Annotated in this window: 16 protein-coding genes; 4 read left to right on the top strand and 12 right to left on the bottom strand. The window is 67.4% G+C overall.

Features of this window, described 5'->3' with window-relative positions:
• Window positions 1-24 precede the first annotated feature (24 nt).
• The gene (locus tag AC50X9_RS08030) at window positions 25-1,338 is read right to left on the bottom strand and encodes a CpaE/TadZ family protein (RefSeq protein WP_494892198.1); all 1,314 of its coding nucleotides are present in this window, start codon (window positions 1,336-1,338) and stop codon (window positions 25-27) included.
• Window positions 1,335-1,979 carry a CpaB family protein gene (locus AC50X9_RS08035; protein WP_494892200.1) on the bottom strand — a complete coding sequence of 215 codons (645 nt, stop codon included), beginning with the start codon at window positions 1,977-1,979 and terminating at the stop codon, window positions 1,335-1,337. Before AC50X9_RS08035 ends, AC50X9_RS08030 begins: the two co-directional genes overlap by 4 nt.
• 149 nt (window positions 1,980-2,128) lie before the next feature.
• On the opposite strand from AC50X9_RS08035, the gene AC50X9_RS08040 reads away from it, so the two are divergent.
• Window positions 2,129-2,344 carry a helix-turn-helix domain-containing protein gene (locus tag AC50X9_RS08040; RefSeq protein ID WP_494892202.1) on the top strand — a complete coding sequence of 72 codons (216 nt, stop codon included), beginning with the start codon at window positions 2,129-2,131 and terminating at the stop codon, window positions 2,342-2,344.
• Between the two features lie 104 nt (window positions 2,345-2,448).
• On the opposite strand, the gene AC50X9_RS08045 is transcribed toward AC50X9_RS08040, so the two are convergent.
• On the bottom strand, window positions 2,449-3,021 hold the full coding sequence (locus AC50X9_RS08045; RefSeq protein ID WP_494892204.1) for a hypothetical protein: 573 nt from the start codon (window positions 3,019-3,021) through the stop codon (window positions 2,449-2,451).
• A 233-nt stretch (window positions 3,022-3,254) separates the two neighbouring features.
• Here AC50X9_RS08045 and AC50X9_RS08050 point away from each other — a divergent pair, with 233 nt between their 5' ends.
• Together AC50X9_RS08050 and AC50X9_RS08055 are read left to right on the top strand one after the other, a co-directional pair.
• Window positions 3,255-4,037, top strand: a complete 783-nt coding sequence (locus tag AC50X9_RS08050) for a LysM peptidoglycan-binding domain-containing protein (protein ID WP_494892206.1) — start codon at window positions 3,255-3,257, stop codon at window positions 4,035-4,037.
• A 116-nt stretch (window positions 4,038-4,153) separates the two neighbouring features.
• Complete coding sequence (locus AC50X9_RS08055; RefSeq protein ID WP_494892208.1) at window positions 4,154-4,648, top strand: Rv3235 family protein; 495 nt, start codon at window positions 4,154-4,156, stop codon at window positions 4,646-4,648.
• Window positions 4,649-4,836: 188 nt separating this feature from the next.
• Here the strand turns inward: AC50X9_RS08055 and secA are convergent, their stop codons facing one another.
• From secA to mtrA, 7 genes are all read right to left on the bottom strand, one after another.
• Window positions 4,837-7,575, bottom strand: coding sequence for a preprotein translocase subunit SecA (gene secA / locus AC50X9_RS08060; RefSeq protein WP_494892210.1), 2,739 nt, complete (start codon window positions 7,573-7,575; stop codon window positions 4,837-4,839).
• A gap of 70 nt (window positions 7,576-7,645) precedes the next feature.
• Window positions 7,646-8,905: a winged helix-turn-helix domain-containing protein gene (locus AC50X9_RS08065; protein WP_494892212.1), complete on the bottom strand. Its 1,260-nt coding sequence runs from the start codon at window positions 8,903-8,905 to the stop codon at window positions 7,646-7,648.
• A 32-nt stretch (window positions 8,906-8,937) separates the two neighbouring features.
• Window positions 8,938-9,663 carry a ribosome hibernation-promoting factor, HPF/YfiA family gene (hpf, locus tag AC50X9_RS08070; protein WP_494892214.1) on the bottom strand — a complete coding sequence of 242 codons (726 nt, stop codon included), beginning with the start codon at window positions 9,661-9,663 and terminating at the stop codon, window positions 8,938-8,940.
• 143 nt (window positions 9,664-9,806) lie between these two features.
• On the bottom strand, window positions 9,807-10,946 hold the full coding sequence (locus tag AC50X9_RS08075; protein WP_494892216.1) for a ComF family protein: 1,140 nt from the start codon (window positions 10,944-10,946) through the stop codon (window positions 9,807-9,809).
• 163 nt (window positions 10,947-11,109) lie between these two features.
• Complete coding sequence (locus AC50X9_RS08080) at window positions 11,110-12,831, bottom strand: LpqB family beta-propeller domain-containing protein (RefSeq protein WP_494892218.1); 1,722 nt, start codon at window positions 12,829-12,831, stop codon at window positions 11,110-11,112.
• Window positions 12,828-14,669: an MtrAB system histidine kinase MtrB gene (gene mtrB, locus AC50X9_RS08085; RefSeq protein ID WP_494892480.1), complete on the bottom strand. Its 1,842-nt coding sequence runs from the start codon at window positions 14,667-14,669 to the stop codon at window positions 12,828-12,830. The genes AC50X9_RS08080 and mtrB overlap by 4 nt, the downstream gene beginning before the upstream one ends.
• Window positions 14,670-15,003: 334 nt before the next feature.
• On the bottom strand, window positions 15,004-15,678 hold the full coding sequence (gene mtrA / locus AC50X9_RS08090) for an MtrAB system response regulator MtrA (protein WP_494892220.1): 675 nt from the start codon (window positions 15,676-15,678) through the stop codon (window positions 15,004-15,006).
• A 194-nt stretch (window positions 15,679-15,872) separates the two neighbouring features.
• Here mtrA and AC50X9_RS08095 point away from each other — a divergent pair, with 194 nt between their 5' ends.
• Entirely contained in the window at window positions 15,873-16,586 is a 714-nt protein-coding gene (locus tag AC50X9_RS08095; protein WP_494892222.1) for a DUF4166 domain-containing protein, read from the top strand.
• Window positions 16,587-16,617: 31 nt separating this feature from the next.
• On the opposite strand, the gene AC50X9_RS08100 is transcribed toward AC50X9_RS08095, so the two are convergent.
• Window positions 16,618-17,661 carry a uroporphyrinogen decarboxylase/cobalamine-independent methonine synthase family protein gene (locus tag AC50X9_RS08100; RefSeq protein ID WP_494892224.1) on the bottom strand — a complete coding sequence of 348 codons (1,044 nt, stop codon included), beginning with the start codon at window positions 17,659-17,661 and terminating at the stop codon, window positions 16,618-16,620.
• Between the two features lie 2 nt (window positions 17,662-17,663).
• On the bottom strand, window positions 17,664-18,131 hold the full coding sequence (locus tag AC50X9_RS08105; protein WP_494892226.1) for a chorismate mutase: 468 nt from the start codon (window positions 18,129-18,131) through the stop codon (window positions 17,664-17,666).
• Between the last annotated feature and the right edge of the window lie 113 nt (window positions 18,132-18,244).

An 18,244-nucleotide genomic window follows, 5' to 3' on the forward strand; every position in this document is an offset into this window, starting at 1 on the left:
TTCGTTGCGGCCCTCAAGGCGAGCCTAGCCCTTAAGTAAACGCTTCGCTGTGGAAGAAAATACAGAGGATCGATGGTTCCGCTGGACAGGTGCACAAACTAGCGCCGCGATCCCCTGCCGGAGGGGAGAGCCGGACGCGGCCTCCAGCAGGAGGGACCCCGCGAGCAGGGCCGCGTCAGTGGCGACCGGATCGGCCGGCAGGAACGCCCCCAGGGCGACAGCGGGTCCAAACCGCTCCCACGCTTCGCGGAGTTGTCGCTCCGGCGAGCGTCCCACAGCGGACTGCCGGACTTTGTTGAGCACTACCCGCGGGGACGCGTTGGGAACGGCCAATTCCAGCTCCGCCAGGCCACGGACCAGCCTCGGGACGCCGATGGAGTCCGCCGCCCCGACGGCAAACACCGTGTCCGCCAGTTCAAGGCTCCTCAGCGTTGCGGCATTGCGGCGCGGCGCCATCGTGTCGAAGCTCAGCTCTTCGTCACTTTCCAGGCAGAAACCTGTATCGATGACGGTCACGTCGAAATCGTGTCTGGCCCGGGACAGGACCAGGGATAGCGCGGCGGCGCGGAGTTCGGTCCAGCGGTCCGCGCGGGTGATTCCGGTCAGTACCCGGAACGTTCCCGCTCTCGTGACCACGGGAACCGCAATCCTGAGCAGCGCCCCTGGGTCAAGGAGGCCCTGGTCAGCCAGCCGGCAGGCCTGCGCCAGCCCGGCCGATTCGTCCAGCAGGCCCAGCATGGCTGCGACACTGGCACCGTAGCTGTCGGCGTCCACCAGTAGTACCGACTTTCCCTCCGCTGCGAGTTCCGCCGCCATGTTGGCCGCCAGCATGGTCCGGCCTGGCGAACCGGCGGGTCCCCAGACCGCAAGGATCTGACCCGTGCCGGATCGTTCCGTCCCCTGCGCGGCTCTGCCGCCGGTCGGACCCCGCGCCGGACCGGCCGCAGCGTGGCCGCTGACGTCTCCCTGCCGGAGCCGCGGCTCAGCTGCGGCCAGCTGGGCGACGGCCCCGGTGATGCGGTGGGCCAGGACGGCTGCGTCCACCCCGGTCAGTTCGGCAGCGACGCCGATTCCCTCCAGCCGGGCCATTTCCTCTGGACTGTCGGTCAGGGCAAGCACGGCGACGCCGACGGCGGCCAGCCGGTCGACGAGCGACGCCGTCAGCTCCCCGCTTCCGTCCGCCACGACGGCGGCCCGCGCCAGACCGCCCTGGCAGGCCGCCAGCAGTTCCGCCAGCTCGGTGCACCTCCGGACAACTGACACCGGCCCGTGAAGCCGTTCGAGCCTGCCCACCAGGTCTTCCCGCGAATCCCCGACCGTGACGACCGGGATGCTCATCGGCCCGCACCACCCGGGTTCCAGACCACGGAGATCTTCGCCTTGTTGGCCTGTGCCCCCAGCAGGTTTGGCATCTGCCCGTCCGTCACCAGCACCATCACGACGGTGGACCGGGCTGACCCCAGGGCTGTGCTGCCCGCAGTGATCTGGGCGATTTCCGCCCCCGGCAACAGCAGCGTTGGCTGGCTGAACCCGTTCCGGGCATCAGGCAACGCCACCCAGACATCGACCCGGGAGCCAGCAACTGCCTGGGCCGGCAGGGACTCCTCGATCGTCACCGCAACCGGCTTCCGGTCCAGGCCGTCGGGCTGCCCCAGACTTTCTCGCGGCACCAGCTGGTCCTTGCCGATCCTCTGGACGGCAACAAGCCCATCGGCCACCCCTGCTGCGGGTGTGAGATAGTGCGGTTCGACGTCGCCGAGGCGGACCTTGACGCGGTTCAGTTTGTCCGCCGACAGCGTTTCGCCCACCGCGATGGCTTCCCGCGCCGTGTAGGCCTCGGCGGTCTGGTCTGCCGCACCGACCAGGGAGGTAACGCCCGCCACCGAGGCCAGGACGAGCAGAATGCCCACGAGGAGCCGGGGATCCTTCCACGACGGTTTCTTCAGCCGCGCCCCGCCGCCCACCGTGGTCACACCCATGCGCCCGCTCCCCCTGTAATCGCAGCCCCGGATCAGGCCGGGCATCATCATTGTTGCTGCTTCCCGCCCGGACCGGAAGACGCGGGAACAAAGATGTTCAAACTGTGGATAACGGCCCCAGTCGGAGTCTTCGGTGGCAAAATGGAGTCATGCCCCGATTCCTCACCCTCGCCGACGTCGCAGAGCAGCTCCAGATCAACGCCCCGTCTGCCTACGCGCTTGTTCGCAGCGGTGAGCTCAAGGCCATTCAGGTCGGCGGAAGAGGCCAGTGGCGTGTCGAGGAGAAAATGCTCGAGCAGTACATCGAGGAACGATATGCGGAAGCCAGCCGGATGATCGAAGAGGCAAAGTCCAAGACCCGCTGACCGGCATCCGGATCCCGTGCGCCTGCTGCTGCACCACGGCCCGACCGCGGACTCCCCTGCCCGGCGACCCACCTCCGCAACCCGTCGCCGGCGTCCCCGATCGTCTAGGTGGCCGGTGTCCGGGCAGACCTGATTCCGGCCAGCGCGGTGAACGGAATGGTCGCCAACTCACGGACATTGGCTGTCCGACGCTCCTCGCCTTCCCCGGTGACCGCCAGGTCCAGGTGATCGCGGCCCACCCTGTCAATCACCCCGTGGAGCGTTATCTCTCCCGCTGAACCGCCGGAAATCAGGACGCCCAGCCCGGCCCGGTCACGCGCAAGCCCGCGCAGTGCGCCCCCGAGGCCGAGGCGTTGCCGGACTTTGGACGGCTCAGACACGGCCAGCCGGGAGAGTCCGAGGTAACGGACCGCCGAGGCGTATGGAACCAGCACCTGGTGCCTGGGCTCATCCAGCACAAGCGCTTGGCTTCCCGCGTGGCTCAGGGTCCCCTCGAACCTCGATCCGGACGAAAGCTGCACCACAATCAGTCGCCCCAGCGAGCCGCGCAGACGATCCGCTAGTTCCACCGCTGCCGCCTCGGCACGCGTCCGTTCGGAGATTTCCGCGTCGAGATCCAGACGCTCACTGGCGGCCACTTGTGTCTCGAGATCGTCGAAGAGGGCATCCCAACGCATGGCGTCAGCGTAGGCGCGCGATCCCCGGCGGTCAATGAGCGGCGCTCGAAAATGCCCCTAGACAAAATACTGCTAACGGGATCACACTGGGCTAAATCACATTAAACAACATCAAACTACTCAAAAGGCCACCACCGACCCAAGTCGGTCGGCTGGCAATCAGAGAGGCGGAGATGATGGCTAACGCTGTAGTACCCCGACGCAGGGTACCCGTGCTCCCTGGGGACGCGGCTATGGCCGCAGCCATCCTGCTGCTGGGGGTATTCCTTGCGGGAACCGGTGGCAGCATAGTCCGGCGCTGGCAGGCGTCCTCGGCACGGCAGCAGTCTCTGGCGTTCGAAGACCAGCTGGGCATTGTGGCGAACACAGCCGGTCTGATCGTGATCGTCTGGTGGGCCATGTCATTTGTCATCGCTGTGGCGGCGGCACTCCTCCAACGCGGCGGGAAGGTCCGCGCGGCCTCGGCTGCCGGGAAGTTCATCCCGGGCTTTATGCGCCGCCTGGTCATGGCCGCCGTCGGGCTTCAGCTGCTCACCGCCCCGCTGGCAACGGCTTCCACCCAGCCGTCCGTCCCGGGACCGGCCTCGGCCACACGCGCGGCATCCGCCGCGTGGACTCCGCAACCGGTCCCGGCCGCGACTGGCGTTGCCCCGCCGTCCGTCGAGAGGCCAACGCTGGCGCCAACCCCGCAGCCGGCGCCGGCGCCAACGCTGGCGCAGGGCGTGCCGGCCGTCGCGAATCCGCAATGGCGGCCGCTCAGGCCGGTGGTCGAACCCGGCCCGCTGGCGGGGCGCCCGCTGCGGCACCAGCAACCCGGTGGCCAGGCAGCGGTCGTAACTGTACGCCCCGGGGATTCGCTGTGGAGCCTCTCCGCGGCCCGGCTGGGACCTTATGCCTCCGACGTCGACATCGCCTTGGACTGGCCCCGGCTCTACCAGGCCAACCGGGACGTCATCGGAGCCAACCCACACCTACTGCGGCCCGGTCAGGTGCTCAGACTTCCGCCCACACCCTGATTTTGAAGACCTGAACCCCGAAGTCGCCCAGCCGCACAAGGCGACCGCCCGGAACACACCGGCAACGGCTCTGCCGGAGTTCCAGAACAGCCAAACCACAAAGCAAAGGAAGCATCATGAGCTCCAGGACCAGCCCCCGCGCCGCCGCGGTAGCCCCCGTCTCCCCTGCTATGCCACTGCGTCTGCTCCCCGGAGGCGCGGCACCGCCAGGCCCCAACGCCGCTCCGCCGGTTCCGGTGGCGCCGCTGCCCGGGCTGGCCGAGGAAGAACGGGAGATCTGCGCAATTTCGCGCAGCACTGTTCAGGCGGCCATCGAGGTGCTGGCCGGCACCCGGCCGGCGCAGCAGCTGGCCCGGCGGCTCGACGAGCGCTGCCTCTCGGCACTGCAGCACCGGGCTGCCCTGACCCGGAGGGTGCCATGCGGGGCGGCACCGACGGCGGGACGGCTGCACCGAAACGCCTCCGTCCGCTCGGTCCGGGCCTGCCGGGTGTCCGCGGATGTCTATGAGGCCAGCGCCGTGGTGGTCGAGGAGTTGCGGGTTCGTGCGGTCGCCCTGCGGCTGGAGCGCAGCCGGCTCGCCTGGCGGGTCACCGTGCTGGAAATCGGCTGACATCCGACGAAGCCGATCCACGAAGTCGCGTTGGGGGGACCATTGACGGGAACGAGGGAAGGAGGAGTCGGCAGCATGGAAAGAGGACCGGAACATGTTCCGGTCCTCTTTCGTCACTGCCAATAAGGCCAGGTTTCGTCACTGCCCGATGACGCCAGGTGGCAGCGCTGTCATCAGCGGCCGATCCGCTAGCGGCGTTTCTTCTTGTTCGCCCGGCGCGTGCTGTCCTGCGCCGCGGCCTTGGCCGGGTTGCCGGAGCGGCCGGCGGCTTTGGCTTCAACTCGGGTCTGGGCGGAACCGTCTTCACCGGGGGCCGTGTACTGCAGCTGGGCCGGCTTTTCGGGCGCCTCCAGGCCGGCGGCCCGGATCTGCGGCTCGTGATGTTCGGTGTGCTGGCCGGCGGCGTCCGCGACGACCACGTCCTCGGCGGGGGTCACCTCGACGTCAAGGTTGAACAGGAAGCCGACGCTTTCCTCCCGGATGGCCTCCATCATGGCCTGGAACATAATGAACCCTTCCCGCTGGTACTCCACCAGGGGATCGCGCTGGGCCATCGCGCGCAGGCCGATGCCTTCCTTCAGGTAGTCCATCTCATAGAGGTGTTCCTGCCATTTACGGCCGATCACCGACAGGACAACCCGGCGCTCAAGTTCCCGCATGCTTTCATGGCCGATGGTCTCTTCGCGGGCCTGGTAGACCAGGCGTGCGTCGGAGAGGACCTCTTCCCTGAGGAAGTCCACGGTAATCCGGGACTTTCCGCCGGCCTCGTCGATGAGGTCGCGCGGGGTGACGCTCACCGGGTAGAGAGTCTTGAGGTTTGACCACAGGAGATTAAAGTCCCAGTCGTCGCCGGTGCCCTCGGCGGTGGCTTCGTCGATGAAGGCATTGATCGTGTCTTCGAGGAAATACTGGACCTTCTCATGGAGGTCGTCGCCTTCGAGAATGCGGCGGCGGTCTCCGTAGATCGCTTCGCGCTGGCGGTTCAGGACGTCGTCGTACTTGAGGACGTTCTTGCGCTGCTCGGCGTTACGGCCCTCCACCTGGCCCTGCGCCGAGGCGATGGCGCGTGAGACGAGCTTGGATTCGAGGGCAACATCGTCCGGCACCGAGCTGTTCATCAGCCGTTCAGCAGCGCCCGAGTTGAACAGGCGCATCAGGTCGTCGGTGAGCGAGAGGTAGAACCGGGACTCGCCCGGGTCGCCCTGGCGGCCCGAGCGGCCGCGCAGCTGGTTGTCGATCCGGCGGGACTCGTGCCGTTCGGTACCCAGAACGTACAGGCCGCCCAGCTTGAGGACTTCCTCGTGCTCGTCCTTAACGGACTGCTTGGCTGCCTCGAAAGCTTCGGGCCAGGCCGCTTCGTACTCTTCGGAGTTTTCTTCCGGATCCAGCCCGCGCTTGGCGAGTTCGGCGACGGCGGTGAACTCGGCGTTGCCGCCCAGCATGATGTCGGTACCGCGGCCTGCCATGTTGGTCGCCACGGTCACGGCGCCCTTGCGCCCGGCCTGGGCGACAATCGCAGCTTCACGGGCGTGGTTCTTGGCATTGAGGACCTCGTGCCGGACGCCTTCCTTGGCCAGCAGCCCCGAGAGGTATTCGCTCTTCTCGACGCTGGTGGTGCCGACCAGCACGGGCTGGCCCTTGGCGTGCCGTTCGGCAATGTCCTGGACGACGGCGTCGAACTTGACGGCCTCGTTCTTGTACACGAGGTCCGCCTGGTCCATCCTGGTCATGTCCCGGTTGGTGGGGATGGCAACAACGCCGAGCTTGTACGTGCTCATGAACTCGGCGGCTTCGGTCTCGGCGGTACCGGTCATGCCCGCAAGCTTGTCGTACATGCGGAAGTAGTTCTGCAGCGTGACCGTGGCGAGTGTCTGGTTCTCGGCCTTGATCTCGACGCCTTCCTTGGCCTCGATCGCCTGGTGCATGCCTTCGTTGTAGCGCCGGCCCGCGAGAATGCGGCCGGTGTGCTCGTCGACGATCAGGACCTCGCCGTTGAGGATGACGTAGTCCTTGTCCCGCTTGAAGAGTTCCTTGGCCTTGATGGCGTTGTTGAGGAAGCCGATCAGCGGCGTGTTGGCGGACTCGTAGAGATTGTGGATGCCGAGGTAGTCCTCGACCTTTTCGATGCCGGTCTCCAGCACGCCCACGGTTCGCTTCTTTTCGTCGACCTCGTAGTCCTCCTCCGGCTTCAGCCGGGTGACGACCTTGGCGAACTCGCTGTACCAGCGGTTGGTGTCGCCCTGCGCGGGGCCGGAGATGATCAGCGGCGTACGCGCCTCATCGATGAGAATGGAGTCCACTTCATCGACGATGGCGAAATGGTGGCCGCGCTGGACCAGTTCGGATTTGTCCCACGCCATGTTGTCGCGCAGGTAGTCGAAGCCAAATTCGTTGTTGGTGCCGTAGGTGATGTCCGCGGCGTACTGCTCGCGTCGCAGCGCGGGGTCCTGGTTGGACAGGATGCAGCCGCTGCTCAGGCCAAGGAACCGGTACACACGGCCCATGAGGTCCGACTGGTATTCGGCCAGGTAGTCGTTCACGGTAATGACGTGCACACCGTTGCCGGCGAGGGCGTTGAGGTAGGCCGGTGCGGTGGCAACGAGGGTCTTGCCCTCACCGGTCTTCATTTCGGCGATGTTGCCCATGTGCAGGGCGGCGCCGCCCATCAGCTGGACGTCGAAGTGGCGCATGCCAAGCGTGCGGGAGGACGCTTCGCGGACGGCGGCGAAGGCCTCCGGGAGGAGGTCGTCGAGCTTCTCCCCGTCAAGGTGGCGTGCGCGGAGCCGGTCGGTCTCTTCGCGCAGTTCGGCGTCGGTGAAGGTCTGGAAGGAGCTTTCAAGGGCATTAATGGAATCGGCATAGTTCCGCAGTTGCCTCAGGGTTTTTTTGTCACCCGTACGGAGTAGTTTTTCGATAAGTGATGCCACGTGAAGTTGCTCCCAGTCTCAAGCTGCCGAATTCTGGCGTGTTCAGTCTACGGGAGAGACGCAGGGCCGGTTACGCCTGTTCCCTCTGAGCGGATACACCATTTCCCGCCCCGGACACGGCGTCCGCGAGGGCCGGCGCCAGGTCCCCCTTCGGGGAGACGATAACCCGGGCCAGCCCCAACCACTCTGCCATGAGCTGCAGTTCCGCGGCGAGTTCGACGGCGGTGTCGGCGGGAGCGCCGGGTTCAGCGTGGGCAGCCCTGGCCAGCAGCAGGCCGTTGGCGCGGTCGGCTTTGAGGTCGACCCGGGCCACGATGCCGTCGCGCAGCAGGAACGGCAGCACGTAGTAGCCGAAACGGCGCTTCGGCTCGGGTGTGTAGATCTCGAGGCGGTAGTGGAAACCGAACAGGGATTCGAGGCGCCGGCGCTCAAAGACCAGTGAGTCAAAGGGGCTCAGCAGGGCGCGGCCGGTGGCGGTGCGCGGGAGTCGTGCCTCGGTGTGCCGGTAGACGGGCTTGCTCCAGCCGGCCACTGTGACGGGCTGAAGCCTGCCTGTTTCGACGAGCTGGTCTACGGCGATGGCGGACGCCGGCAGGGGCGTCCGGAAGTAATCAGCAAAGCACCGCACCGTGCCGATCCCGTGGGCCCGGGCGGCGGCATCGATCAGCCGCACCAGCGCAGCGGCCGGGTCAGGGCCGGCGTCCCCGGCGCCATGATCGGCCGGCGGCCTTAGTGGCAGCACCTTTGCGGTGAGGGTGTAGCGCCGCTCAAAGGAATCGGTCCGGGACGCGGCCGAAATGAGGCCTGCTTCGAAGAGGTGTTCCAGGACCCGCTTCACAGCGTTCCAGTTCCAGCCCCAGTTGTCCTGCTGCCGGTCCTCGATGTGCCCCAGGCGTGCGGTGAGTTCGGCGGCGGTCATCGGGCGGCCGGCCGCGAGCGCCTCAAGCACCCGGGAGGCGACGTCGCTCCTCAGCTCGGCGTCCATGGCATGCGCCCCGACCCATTTCCTGCTCTGCCAGGGGACGAGGTCCTGGAAATGCTCTGGACGGATGAAGCTGGCCTCGTGGGCCCAGTACTCCATCATCCGGCGGGGGTGGCTGTTCGCCATCCGCTGCAGGATGGCGCGGTCGTAGTTCCCCAGACGGGAAAAGAAGGGCAGGTAGTGGCTCCGGGTCAAAACATTGACGGAGTCGATCTGGACCAGCTGCAGGCGGGCAAAGGTACGGCCCACCGTCCGTGCGCTCACGGGTCCGGCGGGCCGTACCTTGTCCAATCCCTGGGCTGCCAGTGCGATCCGCCGGGCCTGCTTAAGGCTCAGCACATCGTGCACATCAGTCCCTTCGGTGGATGGTCAGCACCAGCTTAGGCGCTGGCCGGCTCATCCTCGGAGCGGTAGGCGAGGATTTTCTCTTCGAGCGGGGCCTGGCCCGGTTCGCAGGTCTGGTCGAGGGAGATGACGCCGTAGGTCCATCCTTCGCGGCGGTACACGACAGAGGGCGCCTTGGTCTCCTTGTCCACAAAGAGGTAGAAGTCGTGACCCACGAGCTCCATGTTGTCGACGGCGTCGTCGAGTGTGAGGGACGCGGCGGGAAAGACCTTCCGGCGGATGAGCACGGGCGAGTCTCCGGCCGGAATGTCGTTTTCGACCTCATACGGCGATTTCTCGGCGGGAGCTTCCTTGGGCTCGAGCCAGTGGTTCGCTTCTTCGTAAATCGGCTCGCTGGTGCTGGCGGGCTCAAGGGTTGCCGTCGCCTCGGTGACGGACTTGGGGGTGTGCCTGCCGTGGTGGACCTTCTTGCGGTCCTTCGCCCGGCGCAGTCGCTCAAGAAGCTTGTTGTAGGCGAGATCAAACGCGGCGAACTTGTCTGCGGCGCTGGCCTCGGCCCGAATTACGGGGCCCCTTCCCAGGACGGTCAGCTCAACCGTGAGCATCTCGTCGGTCTGCCGGGCCTTGGTCTCCTTGGAAACCTTCGCGTCCACCCTCTGGACCTTGTCCCCCAGCGACGCGATCTTCGAGATCTTCTCGTCGGCGTACTCGCGGAACCGGTCGGAAACCGTCAAATTGCGTCCGCTGATCATGAACTCCATGGTGCCCTCCAAATGACTTCGGTGACACGACGGCGGCACTTCCTGGGGCTGATCTGACTGACAGTCGAGCCCCTTTCCGAGCCGCTATCGACAGGTACATCTATTCTTGGTACCCATCTCCGACGTTAGTTCATAGCCACCCCTTATTCATCCTTTCTCGGTTTATTTTTTTCGTTCACGGGCCCCCGCCCCGCGAATGCGCGGTCCGATTCCCCGTAGCCGAAAGCCGCCGGCGGGCGTGTCGCGGCGAGGACGACGGCGCCCCTCACCAGTGCACCCGCCGCACCCAACGCGCGGGAAGCCTCGGCCAACGTCGCACCTGTGGTCAGCACGTCATCAATGATGAGGCAGTACCGGCCGTTCACCGCGGGGGCAAACAACCCTCGGCGGACGTGCATGGATCCCCGGACGCGCTGCGCGCGGTCTCCGCGCCTGAGCCCCTTTTGTCCACCGGCTCCTCCCTGCAGCCCGGCGAAGCCAACGGCGGTCTGGCCGGACCGCCCGGCGCCGCCCCGCAGCCCTTTTTTCCGGAGGGCATGGACGGTGGCGAAGCCTGAGCGCGGGCCGGCCCCCGACGCCCGGGGGCGGTCGAGCCTGCCGAGCAGCACGTGGACCGGGCTGAAGCCCCGCTTCCGGTAGGCACCGTTGCTGGTCGGCACCGGCACGAGCAGCAGCCCCGGGGCTTCCCCTGCCGCGGCCCGGATGGCACCGGCAAGGCCCTTGGACAACACCTCCGCGAGCTGATTTTGGCCGTGCTTCTTGAAGGACAACACCGCCTGCGCCAACTCCGCACGGTAAGCGCCGGCCGCCACGACCGGAAGGAGAACGGCGCCGTTCACGTCCATGAGTGCCGGCGCCCGTGTCTCCGCCCTGAACGGCTTGTTCATCAGCTTCCGGACCTGCCGCTCGCAGCCGCTGCAGAGCGCCCGGTCTTCCGCCCCGCAACAGACGCAGTCCACCGGCGCGGCGAGTGCCACCACTTCGGCCGCGGCGGCCGCGGCCTGGTCCGCCAGCCGCGCCAACGGCTGGCAGTAGTCACCGCGGTGCCGCACCGCATCCGCGGCAGCCGGAGCCAGGTCAGGGTCAGCTGTCCGCCGGCTTCGCCGCCCCGCCCGCCGGATTCGGCCCGCGCCGGTGCCGGGGCCGGCCCGGGCACCGGTCCCCGCACCGGCGCTGGCACTGGTCCCGGCGCTGGCACTGGCACTCGCACTCGCACTGGCACTGGCACTGGCACTGGCACTGGCATTACGGTCCTGGTCGCGGAGTTCCCTGCGTGTTCCCACAACCCAACGATCCGGCTGCGCCGCACCCGGCACCACGGCACTGGGGGGTTATGTGGAAAATAATTGCGCGGCTCAGCTCAGGAGCCTGTCCGATGCTGGTCACAGGACCGTGCCGGACCGGCCTCGGAGGCTGCAAGCCCGGACAGGACGAATCGACCGGTCCCTAGCCGGGATAGGACGGATCGACCGGTCCTTTGAGCTGCGGGGACCAGCCGTTGCCGATCCGCAGGAAGATCCCTTCCGCAGACTGGGCGTAAATTTCCTCGCCGCCGTTTCCAGCACTGAGCGCAGTCAGCCCCGGCCACGGCGCCAACTGCTGCGGCTCGGACGAGGTGAGGGACAGCAACTCGGGAGTGACGGCTCCGCTCGGGGAGCCCTGCATCACCGCGACAGTGCTGTCGTCCACCCAGACGCCGTGATCCGGATCGTTCGACGCCAGCAGAGTAATCGGCACGGTGAGGTCCTTGGGCGTTCCGTCCGCTCCCCGGACAATACCCGCCACCTGGACTTTGGTCTTGCCGTTCTGCTCCGAGAGAACGAGGGCGCGGGTACCCTCGCGTGAGACCCGGAACTCCCGCACGGAACTTCCGGCGAGCCACGCCGGCGCCATTGTCACCGCGGGGATGGTGGCACCTTCCGCGACGCCGGCAGGCCGGTGGGCGATCATTTCCGTGCCACCGTTGGCACCTGGCCCCGCCGTCCAGACCCAGTCGTAGCGGTCGAAGGAAGGTCGGGTAAGGGTGGCCCGCGTGGTCAGCGCCCTCGCGGGCTGGCCGGGCACGATCGTGTACAACGTTCCGCGGTCTGCGTTGAGGAAGGCCGCGGCCGGCGAGACGGGCGACTCCGCCGGGGCCCGTGGCGCCAGGGCTGCGACCGGCTGGATGTCGGGAAGCGGCGAGATCCGGTTGTTCTCATACCGGACCAGATCGTTGTCGCTCACGGCGATCTGGTGGCCAGGCACATTCAGGTCGCGGATCGGCGGAAGGACTGACCCGTTGTCCTCCACTCGCACAAGATCCTGGTTGGCGCGCAGCTCGACGTTGACGACGCCGGGCTGGCTGCGGAAGGTGAGGGCAAGCTGGGTCTGCATCCGCAGCCGGTCCTCATTTGAGGCCTCCACGAGGTCCTTGGCCGTGAGGTCCACCTGGGCGGCGCCGGAGACGACCGGCACCGACTCCCGGGCCAGTTTGATGCCGGAGGGGAAGGCGCTGACGACGGCACCCTTGAGATACGGAGCCGGTCCGCCGAGGAGGGCGCTGGTCATGGCCTTGACGGTCTTCTTCTTGATGAACCACCGGACATCGGGCACCGCGTAGGTGAAGGTCGGGTCATAGAAATAGATTGGGAAGGCGCCGTAGATGACCTTGAATGTCTCTTCCGGGATCGCCGTGCCGTCCGGAAGCTCCGCAATCCGCCATTGCCCGTCCACCTGGGTCAGGGTGGCGGGAATGTTCTCCTTGGTGCCCTCCGGCAGCCGGGTCGCCACCCCATCCGCATCGACGGTGTAGGCCACGTCCAGTTCGTAATTGAAGACGTTTTCGACGCCGGTCGGCACGACACGGGCGGACCGGAAGACGAGCACGCGCTGGTCAGGCTTCCAGGTTACGGACGATGCCTGGGTCAGATATTGGCGTGCCACCGCGTAGTCGTCCTCGTAGCCGCTGCCCGCTAGATAGAAGTCCTCGATCACGGCGTCCGGACCGGCTCCCTCGCGCGGCGCGGACGGGAAGAACACGGGCGCATTCTTGGGGTTCCCGGCGCTCTCATCGGTGCTTTTTCCGACCGGGCCCGAGCGTGGGATCTGGGCGCACGACGTCAGCAGGATCAGTAGTACTGCCAGCAGCGCGGCCACCGCGCCGCCGGCCTTCCGCGAGGCTCCGCTCATGCCCCCTCCTTCGTTCCGGGTGCCGTTGAGCCTGGGTTTGTGGTGCCCTTTTCGGCCGTGCCGGCACCCTCCGGCCCCCGGCCGGGTCCGCTTCCGGGTGCCTGGTTCCCATTGTCGGCGCGGGCTGGCGGGGAGGGGTCCACCAGCAGCATGGTCCGCTGGCCAACCGAACCCTGAAGGCCGACGTCGACCGGCTCCAGCTGGAGCGGGGACTTCGTGATGGTCTCGCCCTGGCGCAGCGGAAGGGTGAGGCGGAAGTTGGCGCCGCCGCCTTTCCGTCCCCACGCCTGGAGCCAGCCGTTATGGAGTTTCGTGTCCTCGGCGGCGATGGACAGTCCAAGACCGCTGCCGCCGGTCGTCCGCGCCCGGGCCGGATCGGCGCGCCAGAACCGGTCGAACACGCGTGCCGCTTCACCGGGAGTCATGCCGATGCCGTGGTCCCGTACCGCGACGGCCACGGCAGTGTCGTTGGCGGCCACGGAGATGTTCACCGGGCGGCCCTCGCTGTGTTCGAGGGCGTTCAGGACGAGGTTGCGCAGGATCCGGTCGATCCGGCGGTCGTCCATGTCCACGATGACGCTTTCGGCGGGCGCGTTGAGGGTGACCTGGGAGCCGTACTCCGCGGCGACCGGGGCCACGCCTTCCATCACGTGCGACACGAGCTGCGCAATGTCGCCCGGTTCGGCGTCGAGCGTTGCCACGCCGGCGTCGAAGCGGGAGATCTCCAGCAGGTCGGCCAGCAATGACTGGAAGCGCTCCACCTGGTTGTAGAGCAGCTCCGCGGAGCGCTTGTTGATGGGGTCGAAGTCATGGCGTGCGTCGTAGAGCACTTCCGCGGCCATCCGCACGGTGGTGAGCGGGGTGCGCAATTCGTGGGAGACGTCGGAGACGAACCGTTGCTGCATCTGGGACAGCGTGGCGAGCTGGGTGATCTGCTCCTGGAGGCTGGCCGCCATGTGGTTGAAGGAAGCGCCGAGCCGGGCCACCTCGTCCTCGCCTTTGACCACCATGCGTTCCTGCAGTTGTCCGGCCGCTAGTTTCTCGGAAACGAGCGCGGCGTGGCTGACCGGGCTGACAACATTCCGGGTGACGTACCAGGCCACGGCACCAATCAGCAGCGCCAGCACCGCGCCACCGGCCAGCAGCACGTTCTGTATTTCGTCGAGGGTTTTTTGCGCCGTATTGAGGTCATAGATCAGGTACAGCTCGTAGACCGTGCCGTTAAAGGTCACCTTGTTGCCAACGGCAATCCCGGGCCGGTCTTCGGTGCCCACCGGGAACTCCGTGGAGGCCCAGAACTGCTCCTTGCCGGAGTTCTGCACTGCTGTGCGCAGTTCGGTCGGGATCACGCTGATGGTGAGCTGGTCCGACGCCCGCGATTCGACCCAGCGGTTGCGGGGTTTGGTCTGTTCCGGCATCGCTTCGAAGACGTAGCGGCGCTGGATCACATCGCCGCGGCCCTCGACGGCGTTCAGCGTGTCGTAGACAAGCGTGATGACGCTGGACTGGTCGGTGACCTGCGCGCCGTCGAACGTGTCCTGGACCTGTTTGACGTTATAGCGCGTCTCCGACTCGGCCTGGACGAGCCGTTCCTGAAAGAGGTTGTTCGCGATCTGGTTCGACAGGTAAGCGCCGACGACAGCGAAGGACGTGATGGCGAGCATCAGGGTGGTCAGCACAGTCCGGAACTGCAGCGACCGCCGCCATTTCCGGTGCAGTGACCGGAGCAGGTAACGGATGCCCGGGAGCAGACGGGAAGCGCCGACGGCAACCAGCGTTGCCACCCGCACCCCCACGATCCGGGCGCGTTTGACCCAGATCCTGCTGCGGAAAAGCATGGCCCGCCAGGCGGCGGCGGGACCGTCCGGGTGCCGGGCGGGCGGGGCAGCGCCGGGTTCGGCGGCGCCGGGTTCGACGGTGCCGGGTTCGACGGCGGCGGGTTCGACGGCGGCGGCGGCGGCGGGCGGGGCGGTGGCGGGCGGGGCAGCGCCGGGTTCGACGGTGGCGGGCGGGGCAGCGCCGGGTTCGACGGTGCCGGGTCCAGCCGTGCCGGTTTTGGGCGCCATCATCCCCGGCGGGTTAAGGTCAATGGAGGTTCGGGCGGCATTCTCCGTGGCGCCCCGGTCCAGTGGGGCGCTCACCGGACCGGCTCCGGGGCGGCCGTCCGACGGCTCAGGAACCTGCTTTATAGCCGACACCACGGACCGTCAATACGACTTCGGGAGCCTCCGGATCACGTTCAATCTTTGACCTCAGCCGCTGGACGTGGACGTTGACCAGCCGCGTATCTGCGGCGTGACGGTAGCCCCAGACCTGCTCCAGCAGGAGTTCCCGGGTAAAGACCTGCCATGGTTTGCGCGCCAGGGCGACCAGCAGATCAAATTCGAGCGGCGTCAGCGAGATACGCTCGGTGCCCCGGCTGACGAGGTGGCCTGCAACGTCAATCGTGACGTCGGCAATGCGCAGCGTTTCCGGGGCCTTCTGGTCGCCGGGCCGAAGCCGGGCGCGGACGCGGGCGACGAGTTCGGCGGGTTTGAAGGGCTTCGGAACATAGTCATCGGCTCCGGACTCAAGGCCGCGGACTACGTCCGAGGTGTCTGCCTTGGCGGTGAGCATCACGATCGGGACATCGGACTCGGCGCGGATCTGGCGGCAGACTTCAATGCCGTCGATGCCCGGAAGCATGAGGTCCAGCAGCACGAGGTCCGGCTTGGCGGAGCGGAAGATGTCCAGCGCCTGTCCGCCGTCAGCGCAGAAAACGGGTTCAAACCCGTCATTGCGCAACACAATACCGATCATCTCGGCCAGCGCCTCGTCATCGTCCACTACCAGAATCCGTGCCTTCATATGTATATATTCCCTTATTGCAATGGCTTTGTCGTTTTCTGCGGTGCCCCGGCATGGCGCGGCGGCACCCTGGGCCACCCGAAAACGCAGCCTGCGGGCGGGCCGCGGACGGCCGTCCACTGTGACAAAGCGGCCTCCGTCCCGCATGCTGTGGACAGGAACCCGTCATCACTCCAGGAACCCAGGAGGATTCTGTGCGCACCCCGATCTACCAGCTTGCCCTCGGCTCTGACTTTGCCCGGCTGCAGCCGGAGCTGCAGGAGTACTTCTCCCTGGCTCCCGGCTCCGGCCATTACGGCGTCGGGGAAGGCGTCTTCGAGGTGGTCGGCTGCCGGCAGAGCTGGCTCCGCCCCCTGCTGCGTCTCGCAACGGGCGAGCAGGCCTTCTTCCCGGAATACGGCGAGGGCATCCGGTTCCGGATCGAGAACCACGCCCATCTCGACCCGTTCGGCCGTTCCAGCCTTACCGCCCGGCGCGAGATCTTCTTCCCGGGCACCACCCGGTTGTTCCACGACACCACAAGCTTCGATGATTCCGGCAGCGGGGACGGCCTGCTGGACTATGTCGGGCGGTACCGCCGGCTCGTCACGGACCTCAAGCTCAGCGTCACCGCGAACGGCCGGCTGCGCGGGGTCTCGGAGGCGTCGAGGCTTTTCCTCGGACCGCTGCGGCTCCCCCTGCCGGCCGCCCTCGATGCCAAGGCGTACGCCGAACAGTGGTGGGCGCCCGAGGAGGGCGCCGCCGGGAAGCACCGGATCCAGGTCAAGGTGATCCAGCCGCAAATCGGCCTGATCCTGGTCTATGCCGGGTACTTCGACTATCGGCTGGAACCGTACCCCGGTGACGCGGCGGCCCCGGGATACCTTCCGGACCGCGCCAGGCCGGACCGTTGGGAAGCCCGCAGTTGACGGCGGCGCCTGACAGTGGCGCGGAGCGGCGCTAGCCGAGCGCGAGCTGGTTGAGTCCGTCCGCCACTTGGGTCAGCCGCGTCAGGACCGCCGTCGCGGACGACGGCGAATACCCGGACAGCCCGTCCGAGGGCGTGACCCGCAGCCCGCCGAGGGTCGGGGCGGACAGGCCCAGCTGCCGCCACGGCCGCCAGACTGTTTCCACGACGTCGGCTACGCGGGGCAGCGCTGCTGCGGGGTTGGCGACGTCCAGCGCCCCGGCCCACAACCGTTTGCCAGCCTCCACCGCCCCGGCCAGTTGTTCCCATTGGCGGGACGTGAGGGCGCGCAGGGGCACTGCGATACCGTCCGCCCCGGAGGCCAGGATCCGGTCGAAGGGCGCCTCGACTTCCGGGACGGCGATGACGACCTCGACGGCGCCCGCCGCCCGCAGTGCTTCGATGACAAGCTGCCAGGCTTCGGTTGCCTCCTGGCCCGGCACCGAGCGCAGGGTCCGGTATCCGCTTGAGGTGGGGATGGTCCCGGCGAGCACCGAGGCGATGTCCGGCTCGTCGATTTGGACCACAATGCGGGCACCGGGGGCCGCAACGGCCACCCGGCTGAGGTAGCCGCCGACTCCGGCCGCCAGGGAGGCCGCGAGGTCCCGCCGGGCGCCGTAGTCGATCAGGGCGCGCTCCCCGTTGTGCAGGTGGAGGCCGGCGGCCAGGCTGAGCGGCCCGCGGAGCTGGACCTTGATGTCCTGCGCCGGAGTGTCCTCGGCGCCGATCACGTCGGCGAGGATGTTGATGTCGGTGGACAGGGCCGAACGCGCCCGCTTCAGGTCCTGGCCGGGGCGGTCCACGATCCGCCAGCCGTAGGGCTGCACGTCCACGGAGAAGTCAACCAGCAGGGACGCCGTCCGGCCGAGCGCGTCGGAGCCGACGCCCCGGTCCGGCAGTTCGGAAAGGAACGGCAGGTGAGGGCTGCCGAGCTCGCCGCGGATGATGCGGGCGGCCTCAACCGGGTCCTCGCCCGGCCACGTGCCCAGTGCCGTGGCGGTGACCTGGTCCGGCTCTGCTCTCTGTTGCGTGGCCACGACTAAGCGGTGGCGGAGACGGCCGGGCCGGCGGCCCCGGGGACTTGGCCGGCGTCCCGGGCGCGGGCGGAATCTACAGCCTGGACATCGGCGGCCAGGGCCGCCTCGTGGTCCTCGGCAATGGCTTCGTGGTGCCGGATCACCTCGCCAATGATGAAGTTCAGGAACTTCTCCGCAAAGGCGGGGTCCAGGTGGGCCTCGGCGGCGAGCCGCCGTAGTCTTGCGATCTGGGCAGTCTCACGGCCGGGGTCCCCGGCGGGAAGCTTGTGGGTAGCCTTCAGGAATCCGACCTTCTGGGTGGCTTTGAAGCGCTCGGCGAGAAGGTAGACGAGGGTGGCATCGATGTTGTCGATGCTGGAGCGGATCGACAACAGCTCCGCCATCACCGCGGGATCCACCTGACCTGCCAGCGAGCTGGCCCCCGGGTCAAAGGAATCGGCATCGGGAAGAGTATGGTTCTGCTCGGTCATTGACCCAGTCTAGGGGCACCCGCCCTAATCAGTTCTGCTGTTAAGCGCCGCCTGCAGGACGCCGCACCGACCCACTCCGGTGTAGCCCGGTGCAGTCCGGCATGCCAAAGGAC

This window comes from Pseudarthrobacter sp. HLT1-3, assembly GCF_059383535.1.